Raw genomic sequence first — 16,897 nt, forward strand, 5'->3', positions numbered from 1 at the left:
CTTTTGGTGGTTGGCGTTAGACGCCGCGTTTATTTCCCCATACCAGCGTATGTAGTTGCGGTAGTACCCGCACATTGTTTAACGCCTCGGACACCACAACCTTGTCGATCAGCGCCTCGTATTGCATGAGCAGTTCAGCAGCATGGCTTTCCTTGTCCATCCGTGCCACATCCGAGTTTCCTACCTGAAGATACATCGGTGCTGCGGGGTAGCGGCTGTGCACGGTTTTAGCGTAATCCAGATCCTGATCATCGAAAATGACGACCTTTAAACTATAGGCATAAGGTGCCGGGCGATTCTTCAGGCGATTTACAATCGCATCAAGTTTATTCCAGTCGGTCGTCATGCCAGAGCTCGGTGGTTTTGGGGATACCGTCACTTCCTCAATATCCGCGAGCCAATCCTGCCAACGGGAGCCTTGCGTTTCCACAGCCATCCGTATGCCTGAAGCTTTCAGCAGCGATACGAGCGAAGAGAGCTGGGGGAGAAGCAGTGGATTTCCTCCCGAGATCGTTACATGTGAAAAGCGGTTTCCGCCTATACGCTGCAGTTCTGCCCAAACTTCATCGGCATTCATTTTCTGAATATCCTTGACGCCACTTCCATCCCAGGTAAAGGCGGAGTCACACCAAGAGCAGTGGTAGTCGCAGCCGGCAGTACGCACAAACATTGTTTTTTGACCGATGACCATGCCTTCGCCTTGGACCGTGGGTCCGAATATTTCCAGAACCGGAATAGCTGGCATTGGCTTGATGGATGCCTTGAGCATATTCATGATTCCACCCACTCCCGGCGGAACTCGGCATAACTGGTCGGTGTTTCATACAAGCGCACATATTCGGTACGCCCAGCCTCGATCAGATCTGCAAATGGCTCCGAGGCTAGTGCCGATTCCATTTGCTCATATAGCCAAATCACCATATTTTCTGCCGTCGTATTCATAGGAGGAAGCGTCTCATTCAAATAACGGTGATCAAGGTAAGGCTCAATCCGCTGTTTCCATATGTCTTTAACCAGACCAAAGTCCGCTGCAATACCAATCTCATTCGGATAAGCGCTGATGCCAAATACAGCTTTATAGGTATGGCCGTGCAAATTTTTGCATTTGCCTTCATATGCATGCAGGTGATGAGCGGCGTCGAAGGTGAATTCTTTGCTGACCATAACGCGGTAATGTCGGTATTTCAAATCGGTCTTTTGAATGTCCGTACCCAGCTGCTGAAGATGTTCAACGATGCGGAATTCGCCTGGCGTCCGGGTCATCGGTTGATACCCAGTGCATGATTTTGGAGGAATAATTCCAGACCTTTACGGCGTAGCTCACAGGAAGGACAATCCCCGCACCCGTCACCAATAATGCCGTTATAACAGGTCAAAGTACGTTCCCGTACGAATTCAAATGCGTTCAGTTCATGCGCCATAGCCCAGGTTTCGGCTTTATCCAGCCACATCAGCGGAGTATGGATCACAAAATTATAGTCCATGGCCAAATTCAAAGTGACATTCAGCGATTTGACGAAGGAATCCCGGCAATCCGGATAACCGCTGAAATCCGTCTCGCAAACGCCTGTGACCAGATGCCTTGCACCGGAAACTTTAGCCAGAACGGCTGCAAAACTAAGAAATAAATGATTGCGTCCTTCGACAAATGTGCTTGGAAGCTCGCCTTCCTCCTGGGTAATTTCGATATCACTGCGGGTTAGCGCGTTCGGAGCGAGTTGATTGAGCAGACTCATATCAAGCACTGTGTTCTTCACGCCAAGTTCTTCCGAAATACTTCTAGCGCAGTCAATCTCAAGACTGTGGCGCTGACCGTAGTCAAACGTAACCGTCTCAACTTCACCAAACTGCTGCATTGCCCAGAACAGGCAGGTCGTGCTGTCTTGGCCGCCGCTGAATACGACAACCGCTTTTTCGTTTTTGAGCATAAAAAAAACCTCTCCATCTTCAAAATGTGTTGTACAAGCGAAAACATCCGCTTCTACCTTCGAAGAGAGAGGGTTCATGAACTGTCCGTAAAAAAACAAGCCCGATCGGAAATAGACCTTAAAGGGCAGTCTTAGTTTTTTATAGAGGGAGTTCGCGAACCTCTCCCGGGCGGAATCAACCGCAGCCGGACTTTCTTCAATTGGCGCTTTTGTGGCGCAGGGCTCATTATAACACAACTTTGGAAGAAGTGAATACCTGCTGTTTTTTTCGGAAACAGATTTCATTTACCTATTATTAACTTGAAAACCCTTGAAACGAAGGCATTTGCCATACGATTCAAGGGTTCTTGTTAAAATTTATTCAACAGCGTTCCGTTATTAAGCGTGCTGAAGCACCAATTTGTTGGCCACCTCAGTAACCTGACGGAGTCCTTCTTGAATGAATGCTTCCGCTTTGTCGCGCTGTGCATTGTGTCCTTCGATAATAACTTCGCCGATAATTTCCATACCGAATACACCAGCGAAAACGTTGCGCATATAGTTGACAGCCATCTCCATTGGAGCAGCTTCCGGAGCGGAGTAGAACCCGCCGCGCGCGTTCAGGAAGATCGCTTTCTTGTCGGTCATCAGTTGAATCATGTTGCCTTCAGCATCGTATTTGAATGCAAAGCCTGCAGCATATACATAATCGATGAAAGTTTGAAGTTTAGCCGGAATGGTCAGGTTCCAGAGAGGGAATGCGAATACGACAACGTCAGCTGCAGTCAGAGCGTCCATTGCTTTTTGTTTGGCTGCCAAAATGCGGTTTTCCACGTCGGTCAATTCTCCGCCATTTTGCAATTTGCCGAATGCATTGAACAGATCTTGTCCAAAGTAAGGTGTATCTTCGGCGAACACATCATATGTCGTTACATTCAGGTTTTCGGCGCCTTTAACGGCTTCCATGAATGTTTCGTACATTTTACTTGATATGGCCTCTGTTGCAGGCCGGTTATTTGCCTTTACGACTAATACGTTCATGCTGTATTTTCCTCCAATGGTCGAACACAAAGGCGATGCGAAAAACCAAGTGAGAAACTGGCTATATGATCTCTTGTGTTGCGGCTCTAGTTAGTTTACACAACAACGAATGTTGTATAGTTGAATTGTAAGCAACTTTCGAAAATTCCGCAACCCTAAATAAATAACTTTCTAGATTGAGTTTTAAAGATTTTCACAAAATGTTTAAAATTTAGCGGGGATAGGGAGGGAGGAACCTCCAGAAAGAACCACGAATGACGGGACAGACAACTGCTCTTCTGCGAATGCTTCTAGAAAGACCCGCGTGGCATGCTGCGTTTTCTTGTTGCACCGATGTGATATAGTAGATTCATAGATTCAAGAATTGCATTAGACATATAGAAAAGGGTGTAACACACATGAAATACAAAATGATCGTTCTCGATTTAGATGATACGCTGCTTCAAGATGACCAGACCATTTCGCCGCGGACGAAAGAAGCTCTCATGAACGCTCAGAAGGAAGGCGTTAAGGTCGTATTGGCCTCGGGCCGCCCTACATTTGGCATGAAGGAAATTGCGAAAGAGCTGGAGCTGGAGAAATTCGGAAGCTTCATCCTTTCCTTTAACGGTGCTAAAATCATCAACTGCCTTACAGGAGAGGAAATTTTCAGTAGTACGCTATCCGTAGATACGGTGCAAAAGCTGTTTGGGATCAGTCAACGGGAAGATCTGTCCATGCTGACGTACTTGGGAGATCATATCGTTACCGAAAATCGCAATGAATACACGGATATCGAATCGGGGTTGACGGGTATGAGCATCCGCGAGGTTGACAGCTTCGTTAAGGCAGTGAAAGAGCCGGTCGTCAAGGTGCTCATGGTGGATGCACCCGAAAAAGTGGCTGAGGCAGAGGAAAAGCTTCAGGTGGAACTGGCTGGAGAACTGAGCGTGATGCGCTCGAAGCCATTTTTTCTTGAATTTACGGAGGCGGGCGTGGACAAGGGGACGAGCCTGCACCAACTCATTCGCCATCTGGGGATTCAGCAGGAGGAAGTGATCGCTATGGGCGACAGTTTCAATGATTTGGCGATGATCCGGTTTGCCGGACTTGGCGTAGCCATGGGAAATGCTCGTGAAGAGATTAAGGATGCCGCCGATTACGTGACGGACACTAATATGAATGATGGCGTGGCGAAGGTGATCGAGCAGTTTGTACTTGCTTACCAGCAAGCATAATCAAATTGAACAGACAAGGCCGGGATGATCCGAGAGAGGGAGATTCCGGCCTATTTTGGGTTCCTGTTATGCATTGTCATTTTACGATTCATGCTGTGGGAGCCGTTACTTTGTTTCTTAGTGCGGATTCTTGGCATGCCGTAAGTCAAAAAAGGAACGCTCCGTTTGAGCGTCCCTTTTTGGTCATGGTCTTAAACAAGCACCTTGCGGAACTCCTGGGTAAGCAGGGGAACCACTTCGAACAGATCGCCAACAATACCGTAATCCGCCACTTTGAAGATCGGCGCTTCCGGATCCTTGTTGATGGCAATGATGACCCGGGATTGGCTCATGCCGGCCAAATGCTGAATCGCTCCGCTGATGCCGCAGGCGATATAGATTTCTGGAGTTACCACTTTGCCGGTTTGGCCAATCTGCATCGAATAGTCGCAGTATCCGGCATCGCAGGCAGCACGGGAGGCGCCGACGGCTCCATGAAGAACATCTGCGAGCTCTTCAAGCGGTTTGAAGCCTTCCGCGCTCTTAACGCCGCGACCGCCGGATATTACGATTTTGGCTTCGGTTAGATCAACCTTACCTGAAGTTTTTCGGACAACATCTTTTACAATGGAGCGTAAAGAAGCGGAGGGAGCATAATCCAGTTCTACAACTTCACCCGCGGAAGCAGCAGCTTCAGTTGGGTTGATATTATTCGGGCGGATGGTGACAACCTGAGCGCCACCTGTAAATTGCTTTTGCTCAAAAGCTTTGCCGGCGTACAGAGGACGGGTATAGATAACCTCGTCGGCATCGCCTTTCTCAATCGCTATCACATCAGATATTTGACCTGCACCGAGATGCGCCGCGATCGCCGGTCCCAAGTCGCGTCCCTGAGCGGTATGTCCAAGCATAACCACATCCGGTGTTACACGTTCGAAGACGCTTTTCATCACATTCAAATAGGTTTCTGGATTGTATATTTCTAGCTCGGGATGGTCAATTGAATAAATCTGTCCATCCACGTAACCAGCAAGCTCCGAAGCTAGTTTAGTGGTTTGTGATCCGATCAAAACCGCGGCTGTACTGTCACCCTCTTGACATGCGATCGATACCGCCTGAAGCGCCTCCAACGTAACCTGACGCAAGCTTCCGTCGCGAACCTCAGCTACTACTACATACGTTTTACCCATTTCCAGATTCCTCCCTTATATGTCAGGACTCTCGCGAAGTCCTCATGAAGACCCATGAAATTATATGGCGTTCGAATGTCATTTCGTCATGCAGCTAATCCAGAACATTCGTTAAATCAGCTTGGCTTCCGTACGAAGCAGATTCACCAATTCAGCGGCTTGCTGAGCATGATCTCCTTGAAGGATACGTCCAGCCTCACGCTTCGGAGGAAGGGAGAGGGAGATGCGTTTGGTTTTTGCTGCTGCATCACTGACGCTAAGGGCAAGATCGCCAATGGCCATCCGATGGAAGGGTTTTTTCTTGGCTTTCATAATGCCAGGCAGGGAAGGGTATCGTGGTTCATTTAGGCCTTGCTGCGCCGTAAAGACAGCAGGAAGGGAGACTTCCACGGTTTCCGTGTCTCCTTCCGCGTCACGATCGACCACGGCTTGTTGCCCGTTAATTGCGAGCTTGGTAATCGAGGAAGTATGCGGAATATCCAGCAGCTGCGCCAGTCTAACCGCGACCTGTCCGCCGCCGCTATCCACAGAGAAGTTGCCGCCAAGAATTAGATCATAAGACTGTTGACCAAGATAGGCCGCAAGTAGCCGGGAAACCGTATACTCGTCGGTCGCCAAGCCGTCATTACTGATCAGAACAGCTTCGTCCGCACCCATCGCGAGTGCTGTCCGGAGAGCTTCTGCCGTACGGTCTGGGCCCACGCCAACCACGGTAATGGTGCCGCCATGCTGATCTCTTTGAAGCAGTGCTTCCTCTACAGCATACTCGTCGTAAGGATTCATGACATATTTCACGCCGTCATCGGAGATTTCTCCATTGTTAATGACGATTCTTTCCTCAGTATCGAAGGTTTGCTTCAGCAGTACAAAGATATTCATGTGGCAAGCTCCTCTCAATTCAATGGATTGGAAATTACTTCAGGCCTTTCAAGAAAAATTCAACCGTCTTGTCGACCTGTCCGGATAGCGAATACTTCCGGTCCGAGATCAGCCAAGAGGTGACTACCTCATCCATGGCGCCAAAAATCAGCAGCCGCGTTAGCTTCACATCGAGATTCTGGCGGAAGGACCCCTCCGACATGCCTCTTTCTACAATATGCTCAATCAGCTGGATATAAGGCTTTACTACAAGACCAATGGCCTTGCGAAGCTCCAGCGAGCTTTGCCTCAATTCAATCTGGGTAACATACGCGAGGTTCACATTGTTCTCCAGCTCTGTAAAATGGATTTCACAAACCTTATGCAGCGCATCATCCGCCGAGTTGGTTTCCTTTACGCTGCTATGGAACATCGCGACGAGATTTCCAAGCCGCTCCTGAAACAGGGAAATAAGGATATCTTCCTTGTTTTTAAAATATAGATATATGGTACCGTCTGCTACACCAGCCTCCTTTGCGATTTTGGAAATCTGGGAGCCGTGAAACCCGTTCTCCGCAATGACTTTTAATGCTGCATCCAAAATTAACTCATATTTTTCCATTTTTCTACTTGTCATCAAGCCACCCCAGTGATAGAATTCAATTAACTGAATGAACACTCATTCATTTTTTCTTAATCTTATGGTAAACGATGTTAATTGTCAATGATACAGACAAGATTTGTTGTGAGGATTTTGCGAAGGTCCAGAGAAGTTTGATTTTTGCAGAATCTTGATTTTAAAAGCAATTTGTAATCGCTTTCTATTGTAATGCCGTCATAATTTTACTTTTATACCAGAAAGGACGGATAGCGAATGGTGTGGCAAATTGTCAACTTGGTCTTGTTTCTGGCTGTGGCAGGTTACGGCTTTTACCTCTTTTACAAGGCCGTCTACCATCGGTTCCTGTACGTGAAGCTTGGCAAACCGGCCGATTTTCGGAAGCAGCGCGAAGGGAAGTGGGGTGAATTTCTTTCGCAGGTATTCGGGCAGAAGAAGCTGTTTAAAGACTGGAAGAGCGGCATTATGCACTTTGTGATCTTTTATGGATTTATTATTCTGCAGTTCGGCGCCTTGGATCTCATCATTAAAGGGCTGACGAACGGTGGGCATCTGCCGCTACCCGCTTATGACGTTTTCGGTCTGCTGCAGGAGATCACCGTATTCCTCATTTTAGCAGCTATTGGTTATGCGGCTTACCGCCGGTACGGCGAGAAGCTCGCCCGTCTGAAAAAAGGCTGGAAGCCGAGCCTGGTTGTCTTCTTTATTTTCTTCCTCATGCTGTCGGTTGTGCTGTCTCTGGGCTTCGAGAGAGTATGGCTTGGACAGGAAACATCGGGCTTCGCGCCTATTTCTTCACTGCTGGCAGCCCTATTTGGTGGCTTGTCTGCCAACGCAGCCCAAATTCTTTTCTATGTCTTCTGGTGGGCGCACTTGCTCATCCTGCTCTCTTTCCTTGTATACGTACCTCAGTCTAAGCATTTTCACTTAATTACGGCTCCGGTTAATATCTTCCTGGGGCGCTCTGAACCGGTAGGCAAGCTCAGCAAGCTGGATCTGGAAGATGAAGAGGCGGAAAGCTTCGGCGTCGGCAAAATCGAGGACTTTACCCGGAAACAGATGATCGACTTCTACGCCTGTGTGGAATGCGGCCGCTGCACCAACGTATGTCCGGCTTCCAATACCGGGAAAGTACTGTCACCAATGCATCTGATTGTAAAGCTTCGGGATCATTTAACGGAAAAGGGAACTGCCATCACCGGCAAATCCCCCTATGTGCCTGAGTATGCATTTCCAACAAGCGGCGCGCATGCGTTATCCGCCCCCGGCAGCGAGCCTGACTGGAACAGCGAAGACATTACTGATATCCGTCCGACACTCGCCTGGCAAAAGTCCACTTGGACTCACCAGGAGAAAAGTCCTCAGGAAATGAACCTCATCGGCGACGTCATGACCGAAGAAGAAATCTGGTCCTGTACAACCTGCCGTAACTGTGAAGATCAATGTCCGGTTGGCAATGAGCATGTCGATAAAATCATTGATTTGCGCAGACATCTTGTTCTTATGGAAGGCAGCGTTCCGGCCGAAGGCCAGCGTGCCTTGCAAAATATCGAAAGACAAAGCAATCCGTGGGGCCTGAACCGTAACGACCGCGCCAACTGGAGCGGAGAAGTGGAAGGCATTAAAGTGCCGACGGTAAAGGATAACCCTACTTTTGAATATTTGTTTTTTGTCGGCTCGATGGGCTCTTATGATCTTCGCAGCCGCAAAATTTCCAGAGCCTTCGCCAGACTGCTGAATGAATCGGGCGTCAATTACGCCATTCTCGGCAATGAGGAGAAGAACTCGGGTGATACGCCACGCCGGATGGGCAATGAGATGCTGTTCCAGCAGCTCTGCATGGAGAACATCGAGATTTTCGAGAAATACGGTGTTCAAAAAATCGTTACCGCGTGTCCTCACACTTTTAATACATTTAAAAACGAGTATCCGGAATTTGGTCTCGAAGGTGTCGAGGTATTTCACCATACGCAGCTTCTTGACCAATTCATCCGCGAGGGCAGGCTGGTGCCAAAGAATGAAGTGAAAGAACGCATTACGTATCATGATTCATGCTATCTCGGCCGGTACAACAATGTGTATGATCAGCCGCGCAATGTACTGAAAGCGATACCTGGGGTAGAGCTAGTAGAAATGAAGCGCACCAGGGAAAATGCCATGTGTTGCGGCGCAGGCGGCGGCATGATGTGGATGGAAGAGACTTCCGGCAAACGCGTGAATCTGGCACGAACGGAGCAGGCTCTAGAAGTGAATCCGAGCATCATCAGCAGCGCCTGTCCTTACTGCCTGACCATGATGGAGGACGGGACCAAAATGAAGGAAGTTGAAGACCGTGTGAAGGCAAAGGATATCGCGGAAATACTGGAGCTTTCCGTGTTCGGCGATCATTCCGCTCACAATAAAGGACTAGAAATGGAGGCAAGCACAAAATGAATAAATCCATTCGTAAAGCGGCCGTCATCGGTTCTGGAATCATGGGTTCCGGCATCGCGGCACATCTGGCCAACGTCGGAATTCCGTGCTTACTGCTCGACATGGTACCCAAACAGCTGACGGAAGAAGAGACGGCAAAAGGCTTGACCCTCGAAAACCCGGCCGTGAGAAACAGGCTTGCGTCATCGGCGATTGCCAAGCTGGCCAAGACCAAACCGGCTCCGCTCTTTGACAATTCGTTCGCAGACCGGATCACGCCAGGCAATTTGGATGATCATCTATCCCAGCTTGCCCAGGTGGACTGGATCATCGAGGTCGTGGTAGAGAATCTGGAAGTGAAGAAAGGACTGCTTCAAAAAATTGAAGGCGTCTGGACACCAGGAACCATTGTCAGCTCCAACACATCGGGGATTTCCATCAACGATATGGCAGCAGATTGCAATGAAAACTTCAAAAAGCATTTTATGGGGACGCATTTCTTCAACCCGCCTAGATATATGAAGCTTCTCGAAATCATCCCCGGCGATCATACCGACCCGGAGCTTGTGATCTTTATGAAGGGCTTCTGCGAGAAGGTATTGGGAAAGGGCGTCGTGCTTGCCAAAGATACCCCGAATTTTATCGGCAACCGCATTGGAACCTACGGACTGCTTGTTACATTAAAGGAAATGACCGAGAACGGTTATACCGTGGAAGAAGTGGATGCCGTAACGGGTCCGGCTATGGGTCGGCCGAAGAGTGCAACTTTTCGTACGCTGGATCTGGTCGGATTGGACACCTTCGTACATGTCGCGGACAACGTATACAACAATGTGACTGATGAAAATGAACTTTCCGTCTTTACCGTACCGCTCGTGATGAAAAGCATGGTGGAAAAGGGCTGGCTTGGCGAGAAGTCTGGTCAAGGGTTTTATTTGAAGAAAAAAAATGCCGGCGGCAGCGAAATCCTAGCGCTTGATCTGACAACGATGGACTATGTTCCGCAGAAAAAGCCAAAGTCGGCATCACTGGAAGCCGCCAAGCTGGCGAAAGGGGCCAAGGAGAAGACTAAAGCTATCCTGGCTGCCAAAGACCGCTACTCGGATCTGGCTTGGAATATTCTGAAACAGGTACTGATCTACTCTGCGGAAAAGGTCGGAGAAATCTCGGACTCCATCCAAGAGATTGATGATGCCATGAAATGGGGCTTCTCTTGGGAACTCGGCCCATTTGAAACCTGGGATGCGATTGGTCTGAAGCGTTCGGTAGAACGGATGGAAGCGGAAGGTTTGACCGTACCCGCATGGGTAAAGGATTGGATCGCAGCCGGCCATACATCCTTTTATAAACAAGAGGAAGGAAAGCTGTATTCCATTCATATCGGCTCTTCTGCATATAAAGAGGTCGAATTTGCTCCGGAAATCATCAATCTGCGGAGCTTGAAAGAACAGAATAAAATCATCAAAGGCAACAGCGGCGCAAGCCTAATAGATCTGGGAGATGGCGTAACTTGTCTGGAGTTCCATTCCCCGAACAATGCCATCGGCGAGGACATTCTGACCATGATCACCCAGAGCCTTGAAGAAGTCAGAAAAAATTATAAAGGTATGGTCATTGCCAACCAGGGACGTAACTTCTGCGTAGGTGCCAACATCATGCTGCTGCTGATGGAAGCCCAGGATGAAGAGTGGGATGAAATCAACGACATCATTCATTTATTCCAGAACACGATGTACAAAGTGAAACGCTTCGAAAAACCGGTAGTAGCTGCTCCTCACCGGATGTGCCTCGGCGGCGGGGTAGAAGCTTGCATGCCGGCCGACCAGGTGGTTGCTTCTGCTGAAACCTACTACGGTTTGGTTGAAGTTGGCGTAGGCCTGATTCCTGCAGGCGGAGGATGCAAAGAGTTCACGCTCCGTGCAAGCCAGCATGCGAACGTGCAGGGCGTTGACTTGCAGCCATATATCAATCACGTATTTCAAACTGTGGGAACGGCTACGGTTTCAAGCAGCGGATACGATGCGAAAAAACTGGGTTATCTTCGTCCTTCCGACCGTGTCGTGGCAAATCAGGACTTCTCCATTTATGAAGCCAAACAGTCCGTGCTGGGACTCGCTAATGCCGATTACAAGCCGATTCCGGAAGAAAAGATTTGTGTTGTCGGATCGGAAGGCAAGGCGGTTCTCCAGCTTGGAGCCATCGACATGAAACGCGGCGGATATATCAGTGATCATGATCTACTCATTGCCAAAAAGTTAGCGCATGTGCTGGCAGGTGGAGATGTTCCAGCCGGATCGCTTGTGACCGAGCAGTATATGCTCGATCTGGAGCGGGAAGCATTCCTAAGCTTGTGCGGGGAACCAAAAACTCAGCAGCGCATGCACCATATGCTGACCAAAGGCAAAGCACTCCGTAATTAACATCCCAGGGGAGGGTGAAATTGAAATGAGAGAAGCAGTAATCGTATCTATGGCCCGGACCGCAATCGGAAGAGCCAAAAAGGGCAGCTTGGCTCAGACCCGGGCGGATGATCTCGGGAAAGCCGTCCTGGAAGCGGTCATTGACCGTGCGCCAGGTCTTCAAAAGGAAGATGTGGAGGACATTATTATTGGCTGCGCCATGCCGGAAGGAGAACAAGGCCTGAACTTTGCCCGCATCATGTCGTTGTACGCAGGATTCCCGGTAACCGTACCGGCATTGACCATAAACCGTTTCTGTTCTTCAGGATTGCAATCGATCGCTTTCGCTGCGGAGCGCATCATGCTTGGGTCTGCGGATATACTCATCGCAGGCGGCGTGGAGAGCATGAGCCATGTACCCATGACAGGTTTTAAAGTTTCACCGAATCCAAAGCTGGTTGCCGAAATGCCTGAAGTTTATATCGGTATGGGTCATACAGCGGAAGAGGTTGCAGAACGTTTCAGCATTTCGAGGGAGGAGCAGGATCGATTCGCGGCCCGCTCCCATGAGAAGGCTGCAAAGGCTATTGCTGAGGGGAAATTCCTGGATGAGATTATTCCTGTACAGACTGAACTGAAAAGCGTGGATGGCAGAGGAAAGGTACAGACCAAATCCTTTACTTTCCAAGTAGATGAAGGCGTCCGCCCGGACACAACGCCGGAGGGACTCAGCAAGCTGAGACCCGCGTTTAAGCTGAACGGTACTGTCACTGCCGGCAATGCTTCCCAAACCAGTGACGGAGCAGCCGCAGTCGTTGTCATGAGCCGGGAAAAAGCGGATGCGCTTGGCCTGAAGCCGCTGGCAACCTTCCGATCTTTCGCACTGAGTGGTGTGGAGCCGGAGATTATGGGTGTCGGTCCGGTTAAGGCAATTCCCAAGGCACTGCAAATGGCGGGGATTACACAGGACGATGTGAAGATTTTTGAAATCAACGAAGCATTTGCTTCCCAGTGCGTGCACATCATCCGGGAACTTGGTATCGATGAAGATAAGGTCAATGTTAATGGCGGGGCGATTGCTCTGGGTCACCCGCTGGGCTGTACAGGAACGAAGCTGACGACAACACTGATTAATGAGCTGCGCCGTCAGGGTGGGGGATTCGGTGTCGTTTCGATGTGTATTGGCGGCGGAATGGGCGCAGCAGGTGTTTTTGAAGTATATCCTGAATAAAATGTGAAAAGGAGAGGTAGACATGAGCACAACAATGAACAAAGTGGTTGGTGGCAGTTACATTATCGAGGATACGGATTTCACTCAAATCGTAACGCCGGAGGACTTTACCGAAGAACACCGCATGATCGCGGAAACAACGGCTGAATTCGTTGCAGGAGAAATCGTTCCTCACGATGAAGAAATCGAGAAGCTAAATTATGAACTGACCGTGGACAAAATGCGTAAAGCCGGCGAGCTTGGACTATTGGGTGCTGATGTGCCTGAAGCTTACGGCGGACTTGGTCTGGATAAGGTCAGCTCCACACTGATCAATGAAAATCTGACGAAAGCCTCCGCATTTGCTCTCTCCATTGGGGCTCATGTCGGAATCGGAACGCTTCCCATCGTATACTTCGGTACGGAAGAACAGAAGCAGAAGTATCTGCCTCTCCTGGCCACTGGTGAAAAAATTGCTGCGTACTGCTTGACGGAGCCTTCTTCCGGTTCGGATGCGCTGGGTGCCAAAACAACAGCAACTTTATCCGATGACGGCGAGTATTACCTGTTAAACGGAACGAAGCAGTTTATCACGAATGCCGGTTTTGCAGACCTATTTATTGTGTATGCCAAAGTAAACGGCAAAGATTTCAGTACCTTTATCGTCGAACGCACCATGGAAGGCGTAAGTATTGGCCCGGAAGAGAAGAAGATGGGGATTAAAGGTTCCTCAACCTGCCAATTGATTCTGGAAGATGTAAAGGTCCCTGTAGAGAATCTGCTCTGGGAAGTCGGCAAGGGCCATCTTATCGCGTTTAACATCCTGAACATCGGGCGCTTCAAACTGGCAGCAGGCTGCGTAGGAGCATCCAAGGATACGATTGAGCTCGCTGCCGAATATGCGAATGAACGTACCCAATTCGGACGCAAAATTTCTTCGTTCCCGCTGCTGGGTAAAAAGCTCGCTGACATGAATACCAAGGCTTTTGTGCTCGAAAGCATGGTTTACCGTACTGCTGGGCTTTTTGATGTAGGTCTTGCTGATGTGGATCATAGCAGTCCGGAGGTTGGTTATCAGTCGGCCAAAGCGATTGCCGAGTACCAGTTGGAATGCTCCATTAATAAGGTCTTCGGCTCCGAGGTACTGGATTTTATCGTCGACGAAGGTGTGCAAATCCATGGCGGTTACGGATTTACCCAGGAGTACCGCGTAGAACGAAATTATCGTGATTCCCGCATCAACCGGATCTTTGAAGGTACAAACGAAATCAACCGTCTGCTCATTCCGGGAGCCCTGATCAAGAAAGCCATGAAGGGCGGGCTTCCTTTGATGCAAAAAGCAATGGCGCTCCAAAGCGAACTGATGGAGCCGATTCCGAACCAACTTTTTGACGGAACATTGGAACAGGAAGCCCATTTGCTCAAGATGTCAAAGAAGATTTTCCTCATGTGCGGTGCCGGAGCCGTTCAGAAATATCAATTAAAACTGGAGGATGAGCAGGAAATCCTGAGTGACCTCGCAGATATGATGATTTCAGTATTTGCAATGGAAAGTGCACTGCTGCGTACCCAGAAGATGATCGACCGTTCCGGAGAAGATAAAGCGAAGCTTGCCATTCAAATGACAACGGTATTTATCCATGAAGAATTCGCGAAAATTGAAAACTGGGCTAAAGAAGTGCTGGCAGCGATGGAATCCGGAGATACCCTCCGCACCCAGCTGTCCGTCCTGAAAAAGCTGGTCCGCAAATCGCCGATCGATGCGCTTGGCATCAAGCGTGAAATTGCAGCGAAGGTGATCGACGCAGAAGCTTACGTTTTGTAATATTGTGAGATGGGGTGGCCTGGATGACGAGTAATCCATGGTTAGATCAATATCCTGATGAGGTCCCGCACAGTTACGATTATCCCAAGCAAAACCTGGCTAAATTTTTAGTGGATTCCGCTGCATTATATCCCCAGCATATCGCACTTGATTTTATGGGGAAGAAAATAACCTATTCATCTTTACTGCAATCTGTATACCGCTTTGCGAACGCCCTGAATCAACTGGGCGTCCGCAAGGGGGAACGGATTGCAATCATGCTGCCGAATTGCCCGCAGGGAGTGATTGCCTATTACGGCACACTCCTTGTCGGCGGTATAGCAGTGATGACCAATCCGCTGTACGTGCCGCGTGAGATCGAGCATCAGCTCACGGATGCCGGCGCACGAATCATTGTTACGCTGGATGCATTGGTAGAGAGGGTCAAGAAAGCGATGGAACACCATCCGATGGACTATATGATTGTGACGTCCATTAAGGACTATTTGCCTTTTCCCAAGAATGTACTTTACCCCATCAAGGCGAAGAAGGACGGCATGGCGGCACAGGTGGAATATGGCCAGCGCGTGCTCCCGTTTCTTTCATTTTTGAAAAACTCCAGCGACGCTCCGTTCGAGGTTCCAGTAGATGCCGAGAATGACCTGGCATTGATCCAATATACAGGCGGAACGACCGGTTTCGCCAAGGGCGTCATGCTGACGCATATGAATCTGGTATCCAATACGATTCAAGCCCAGTTATGGTTCTACCGTTCCAAAATCGCACATGAAAAGTATTTGGCGGCACTGCCATTTTTTCATGTATTCGGTTTAACGGTGCTCCTCAATCAGGCCATGTATATTGCAGGTACGCTAATTCTGATACCGCGCTTTGAAATTAATGAAGTACTGAAGACGATCCATAAGAAGAAACCAACGGTATTCCCCGGTGCGCCGACGATGTACATTGCCGTCATACACCATCCGGAAGTCAGCAGCTTTGACCTATCCTCCATTCAGATTTGTATTAGCGGGGCAGCACCTCTGCCTGTCGAAGTGCAGGAACGATTCGAGAAATTGAGCGGAGGCAAGCTGACAGAAGGTTATGGATTGACCGAAGCTTCTCCGGTGACACATGCGAACAACATCTGGGAGAAGCGGAAAAGCGGCTCAATCGGGATCCCGTTTCCGGACACATCCGCAAAAATTGTGCATTCCGACACTGGCGAAGAAATGCCGCTGGGTGAAATCGGCGAACTGATCGTTAAGGGTCCGCAGGTCATGAAGGGATACTGGAATCGTCCGGATGATACGGAACGCACGCTACGTGATGGTTGGCTGTACACCGGTGATTTGGCTCGGATGGACGATGAAGGTTTCTTTTACATTCTCGACCGCCGCAAGGATCTGATTATAGCTGGAGGCTATAATATTTATCCGCGTGAGGTGGAGGAAGTACTGTTCGAGCATCCAGATGTAGAGGAAGCAGTGGTGGCAGGCATTAATGATCCTTATCGGGGTGAAAATGTAAAGGCTTACATCGTTCTCCGCAAGGGCTCTAAGGTTACAGAAAAGGATCTGAAAAGCTGGTGCAAAGAGCGTTTGGCAGTTTACAAAGTGCCAAAAATTTACGAGTTCAGGGATTCTCTGCCGAAAACGCTGGTAGGCAAGGTGCTGCGACGTAAGCTGATTGAGGAAGAAAATGAAAAGCTCGTGAATCAATCCAAAGTGGATTTGTAAGATCATCGTCGAAATGTTGTATAAGCATGAACATGCGTAACAGCAAAGGAGGTCGTTGGCAGATGGAGAACGCATCCGGCGGCAGTTTTCCGGATTTGGAGCTTCTGGAACGGGCTGCCAAAAATACGTTTTGGGAATTTATAGGCTGTGAAATTGTAGATCTTAACGAAAAACAGGTTGTGGTTTCGTTTGAGATCCAGCCTCATCATTTGAATCTTATTGGAATTTTGCACGGAGGTATGCATGCATCCGTTATTGATTCAGCTATGGGGATTATCGTGATGCTGGCCCGGCCTGGGGTCAGTGTCGTTACTGTGGGATTGAATATGAACTATGTGGCTCCGACGTCAGAAGGCCGTGTACTGGTGACAGCGGAGCTGATCCATAGCTCCCGCAAGCTAATTACAGCCCAGGCCTTTGCACGCAAAGAAAATGGGGATTTGCTGGCCTTTGGCACTGGAACCTTCCGGGTGCTGGATAAACCTATTCCTGGAGCTTGAGAAGAATATTAAAAAGGAGGAG

At 49.1% G+C, this 16,897-nt stretch carries 14 protein-coding genes and 1 riboswitch; of the genes, 7 read left to right on the top strand and 7 right to left on the bottom strand.

Annotated elements, in window-relative coordinates; genetic code table 11:
* Positions 1-16: 16 nt before the first annotated feature.
* The 4 genes from queE to KJS65_RS06035 all read right to left on the bottom strand — a co-directional run bounded on the left by queE (position 17) and on the right by KJS65_RS06035 (position 2,948).
* On the bottom strand, positions 17-775 hold the full coding sequence (queE, locus tag KJS65_RS06020; protein ID WP_213649003.1) for a 7-carboxy-7-deazaguanine synthase QueE: 759 nt from the start codon (positions 773-775) through the stop codon (positions 17-19).
* Complete coding sequence (gene queD, locus KJS65_RS06025) at positions 772-1,263, bottom strand: 6-carboxytetrahydropterin synthase QueD (protein WP_213649004.1); 492 nt, start codon at positions 1,261-1,263, stop codon at positions 772-774. Before queD ends, queE begins: the two co-directional genes overlap by 4 nt.
* Positions 1,260-1,928, bottom strand: coding sequence for a 7-cyano-7-deazaguanine synthase QueC (queC, locus tag KJS65_RS06030; protein ID WP_213649005.1), 669 nt, complete (start codon positions 1,926-1,928; stop codon positions 1,260-1,262). Before queC ends, queD begins: the two co-directional genes overlap by 4 nt.
* Before the next feature lie 125 nt (positions 1,929-2,053).
* A riboswitch (PreQ1 riboswitch) is annotated at positions 2,054-2,097 on the bottom strand.
* Positions 2,098-2,306: 209 nt separating this feature from the next.
* Positions 2,307-2,948, bottom strand: a complete 642-nt coding sequence (locus tag KJS65_RS06035) for an FMN-dependent NADH-azoreductase (protein WP_213649006.1) — start codon at positions 2,946-2,948, stop codon at positions 2,307-2,309.
* Between the two features lie 398 nt (positions 2,949-3,346).
* Here KJS65_RS06035 and KJS65_RS06040 point away from each other — a divergent pair, with 398 nt between their 5' ends.
* Complete coding sequence (locus KJS65_RS06040; RefSeq protein ID WP_213649007.1) at positions 3,347-4,165, top strand: Cof-type HAD-IIB family hydrolase; 819 nt, start codon at positions 3,347-3,349, stop codon at positions 4,163-4,165.
* Between the two features lie 191 nt (positions 4,166-4,356).
* Here KJS65_RS06040 and KJS65_RS06045 read toward each other — a convergent pair whose 3' ends face one another.
* The 3 genes from KJS65_RS06045 to KJS65_RS06055 form a co-directional block, all read right to left on the bottom strand.
* A complete protein-coding gene (locus KJS65_RS06045) occupies positions 4,357-5,334 on the bottom strand; it encodes an electron transfer flavoprotein subunit alpha/FixB family protein (RefSeq protein WP_213649008.1) in 978 nt (325 codons plus the stop codon).
* A 111-nt stretch (positions 5,335-5,445) separates the two neighbouring features.
* Positions 5,446-6,213 carry an electron transfer flavoprotein subunit beta/FixA family protein gene (locus KJS65_RS06050; protein ID WP_213649009.1) on the bottom strand — a complete coding sequence of 256 codons (768 nt, stop codon included), beginning with the start codon at positions 6,211-6,213 and terminating at the stop codon, positions 5,446-5,448.
* Between the two features lie 34 nt (positions 6,214-6,247).
* Positions 6,248-6,829 (bottom strand): fatty acid metabolism transcriptional regulator FadR, encoded by a 582-nt coding sequence (locus tag KJS65_RS06055; RefSeq protein ID WP_213649010.1) that lies wholly within the window; start codon positions 6,827-6,829, stop codon positions 6,248-6,250.
* Between the two features lie 237 nt (positions 6,830-7,066).
* On the opposite strand from KJS65_RS06055, the gene KJS65_RS06060 reads away from it, so the two are divergent.
* The 6 genes from KJS65_RS06060 (at position 7,067) to KJS65_RS06085 (ending at position 16,875) form a co-directional block, all read left to right on the top strand.
* Positions 7,067-9,244 (top strand): heterodisulfide reductase-related iron-sulfur binding cluster, encoded by a 2,178-nt coding sequence (locus tag KJS65_RS06060; protein ID WP_213649011.1) that lies wholly within the window; start codon positions 7,067-7,069, stop codon positions 9,242-9,244.
* A complete protein-coding gene (locus KJS65_RS06065) occupies positions 9,241-11,643 on the top strand; it encodes a 3-hydroxyacyl-CoA dehydrogenase/enoyl-CoA hydratase family protein (protein WP_213649012.1) in 2,403 nt (800 codons plus the stop codon). The genes KJS65_RS06060 and KJS65_RS06065 overlap by 4 nt, the downstream gene beginning before the upstream one ends.
* Positions 11,644-11,668: 25 nt before the next feature.
* A complete protein-coding gene (locus KJS65_RS06070) occupies positions 11,669-12,853 on the top strand; it encodes an acetyl-CoA C-acyltransferase (protein ID WP_213649013.1) in 1,185 nt (394 codons plus the stop codon).
* 22 nt (positions 12,854-12,875) lie between these two features.
* Positions 12,876-14,657 carry an acyl-CoA dehydrogenase family protein gene (locus KJS65_RS06075; protein ID WP_213649014.1) on the top strand — a complete coding sequence of 594 codons (1,782 nt, stop codon included), beginning with the start codon at positions 12,876-12,878 and terminating at the stop codon, positions 14,655-14,657.
* A 23-nt stretch (positions 14,658-14,680) separates the two neighbouring features.
* A complete protein-coding gene (locus tag KJS65_RS06080) occupies positions 14,681-16,375 on the top strand; it encodes an AMP-binding protein (RefSeq protein WP_213649015.1) in 1,695 nt (564 codons plus the stop codon).
* 62 nt (positions 16,376-16,437) lie between these two features.
* Positions 16,438-16,875 (top strand): PaaI family thioesterase, encoded by a 438-nt coding sequence (locus KJS65_RS06085; protein WP_136606970.1) that lies wholly within the window; start codon positions 16,438-16,440, stop codon positions 16,873-16,875.
* Positions 16,876-16,897 lie beyond the last annotated feature (22 nt).

Source organism: Paenibacillus sp. J23TS9, from assembly GCF_018403225.1.
Lineage (GTDB): Bacteria > Bacillota > Bacilli > Paenibacillales > Paenibacillaceae > Paenibacillus_AQ.

What these genes read in the sequence shown, in the direction of transcription:
- queE (WP_213649003.1), bottom strand. Translation starts at nt 775, where the DNA reads ATGAATATGCTCAAGGCATCCATCAAGCCAATGCCAGCTATTCCGGTT.
- queD (WP_213649004.1), bottom strand. Translation starts at nt 1,263, where the DNA reads ATGACCCGGACGCCAGGCGAATTCCGCATCGTTGAACATCTTCAGCAG.
- queC (WP_213649005.1), bottom strand. Translation starts at nt 1,928, where the DNA reads ATGCTCAAAAACGAAAAAGCGGTTGTCGTATTCAGCGGCGGCCAAGAC.
- KJS65_RS06035 (WP_213649006.1), bottom strand. Translation starts at nt 2,948, where the DNA reads ATGAACGTATTAGTCGTAAAGGCAAATAACCGGCCTGCAACAGAGGCC.
- KJS65_RS06040 (WP_213649007.1), top strand. Translation starts at nt 3,347, where the DNA reads ATGAAATACAAAATGATCGTTCTCGATTTAGATGATACGCTGCTTCAA.
- KJS65_RS06045 (WP_213649008.1), bottom strand. Translation starts at nt 5,334, where the DNA reads ATGGGTAAAACGTATGTAGTAGTAGCTGAGGTTCGCGACGGAAGCTTG.
- KJS65_RS06050 (WP_213649009.1), bottom strand. Translation starts at nt 6,213, where the DNA reads ATGAATATCTTTGTACTGCTGAAGCAAACCTTCGATACTGAGGAAAGA.
- KJS65_RS06055 (WP_213649010.1), bottom strand. Translation starts at nt 6,829, where the DNA reads ATGACAAGTAGAAAAATGGAAAAATATGAGTTAATTTTGGATGCAGCA.
- KJS65_RS06060 (WP_213649011.1), top strand. Translation starts at nt 7,067, where the DNA reads ATGGTGTGGCAAATTGTCAACTTGGTCTTGTTTCTGGCTGTGGCAGGT.
- KJS65_RS06065 (WP_213649012.1), top strand. Translation starts at nt 9,241, where the DNA reads ATGAATAAATCCATTCGTAAAGCGGCCGTCATCGGTTCTGGAATCATG.
- KJS65_RS06070 (WP_213649013.1), top strand. Translation starts at nt 11,669, where the DNA reads ATGAGAGAAGCAGTAATCGTATCTATGGCCCGGACCGCAATCGGAAGA.
- KJS65_RS06075 (WP_213649014.1), top strand. Translation starts at nt 12,876, where the DNA reads ATGAGCACAACAATGAACAAAGTGGTTGGTGGCAGTTACATTATCGAG.
- KJS65_RS06080 (WP_213649015.1), top strand. Translation starts at nt 14,681, where the DNA reads ATGACGAGTAATCCATGGTTAGATCAATATCCTGATGAGGTCCCGCAC.
- KJS65_RS06085 (WP_136606970.1), top strand. Translation starts at nt 16,438, where the DNA reads ATGGAGAACGCATCCGGCGGCAGTTTTCCGGATTTGGAGCTTCTGGAA.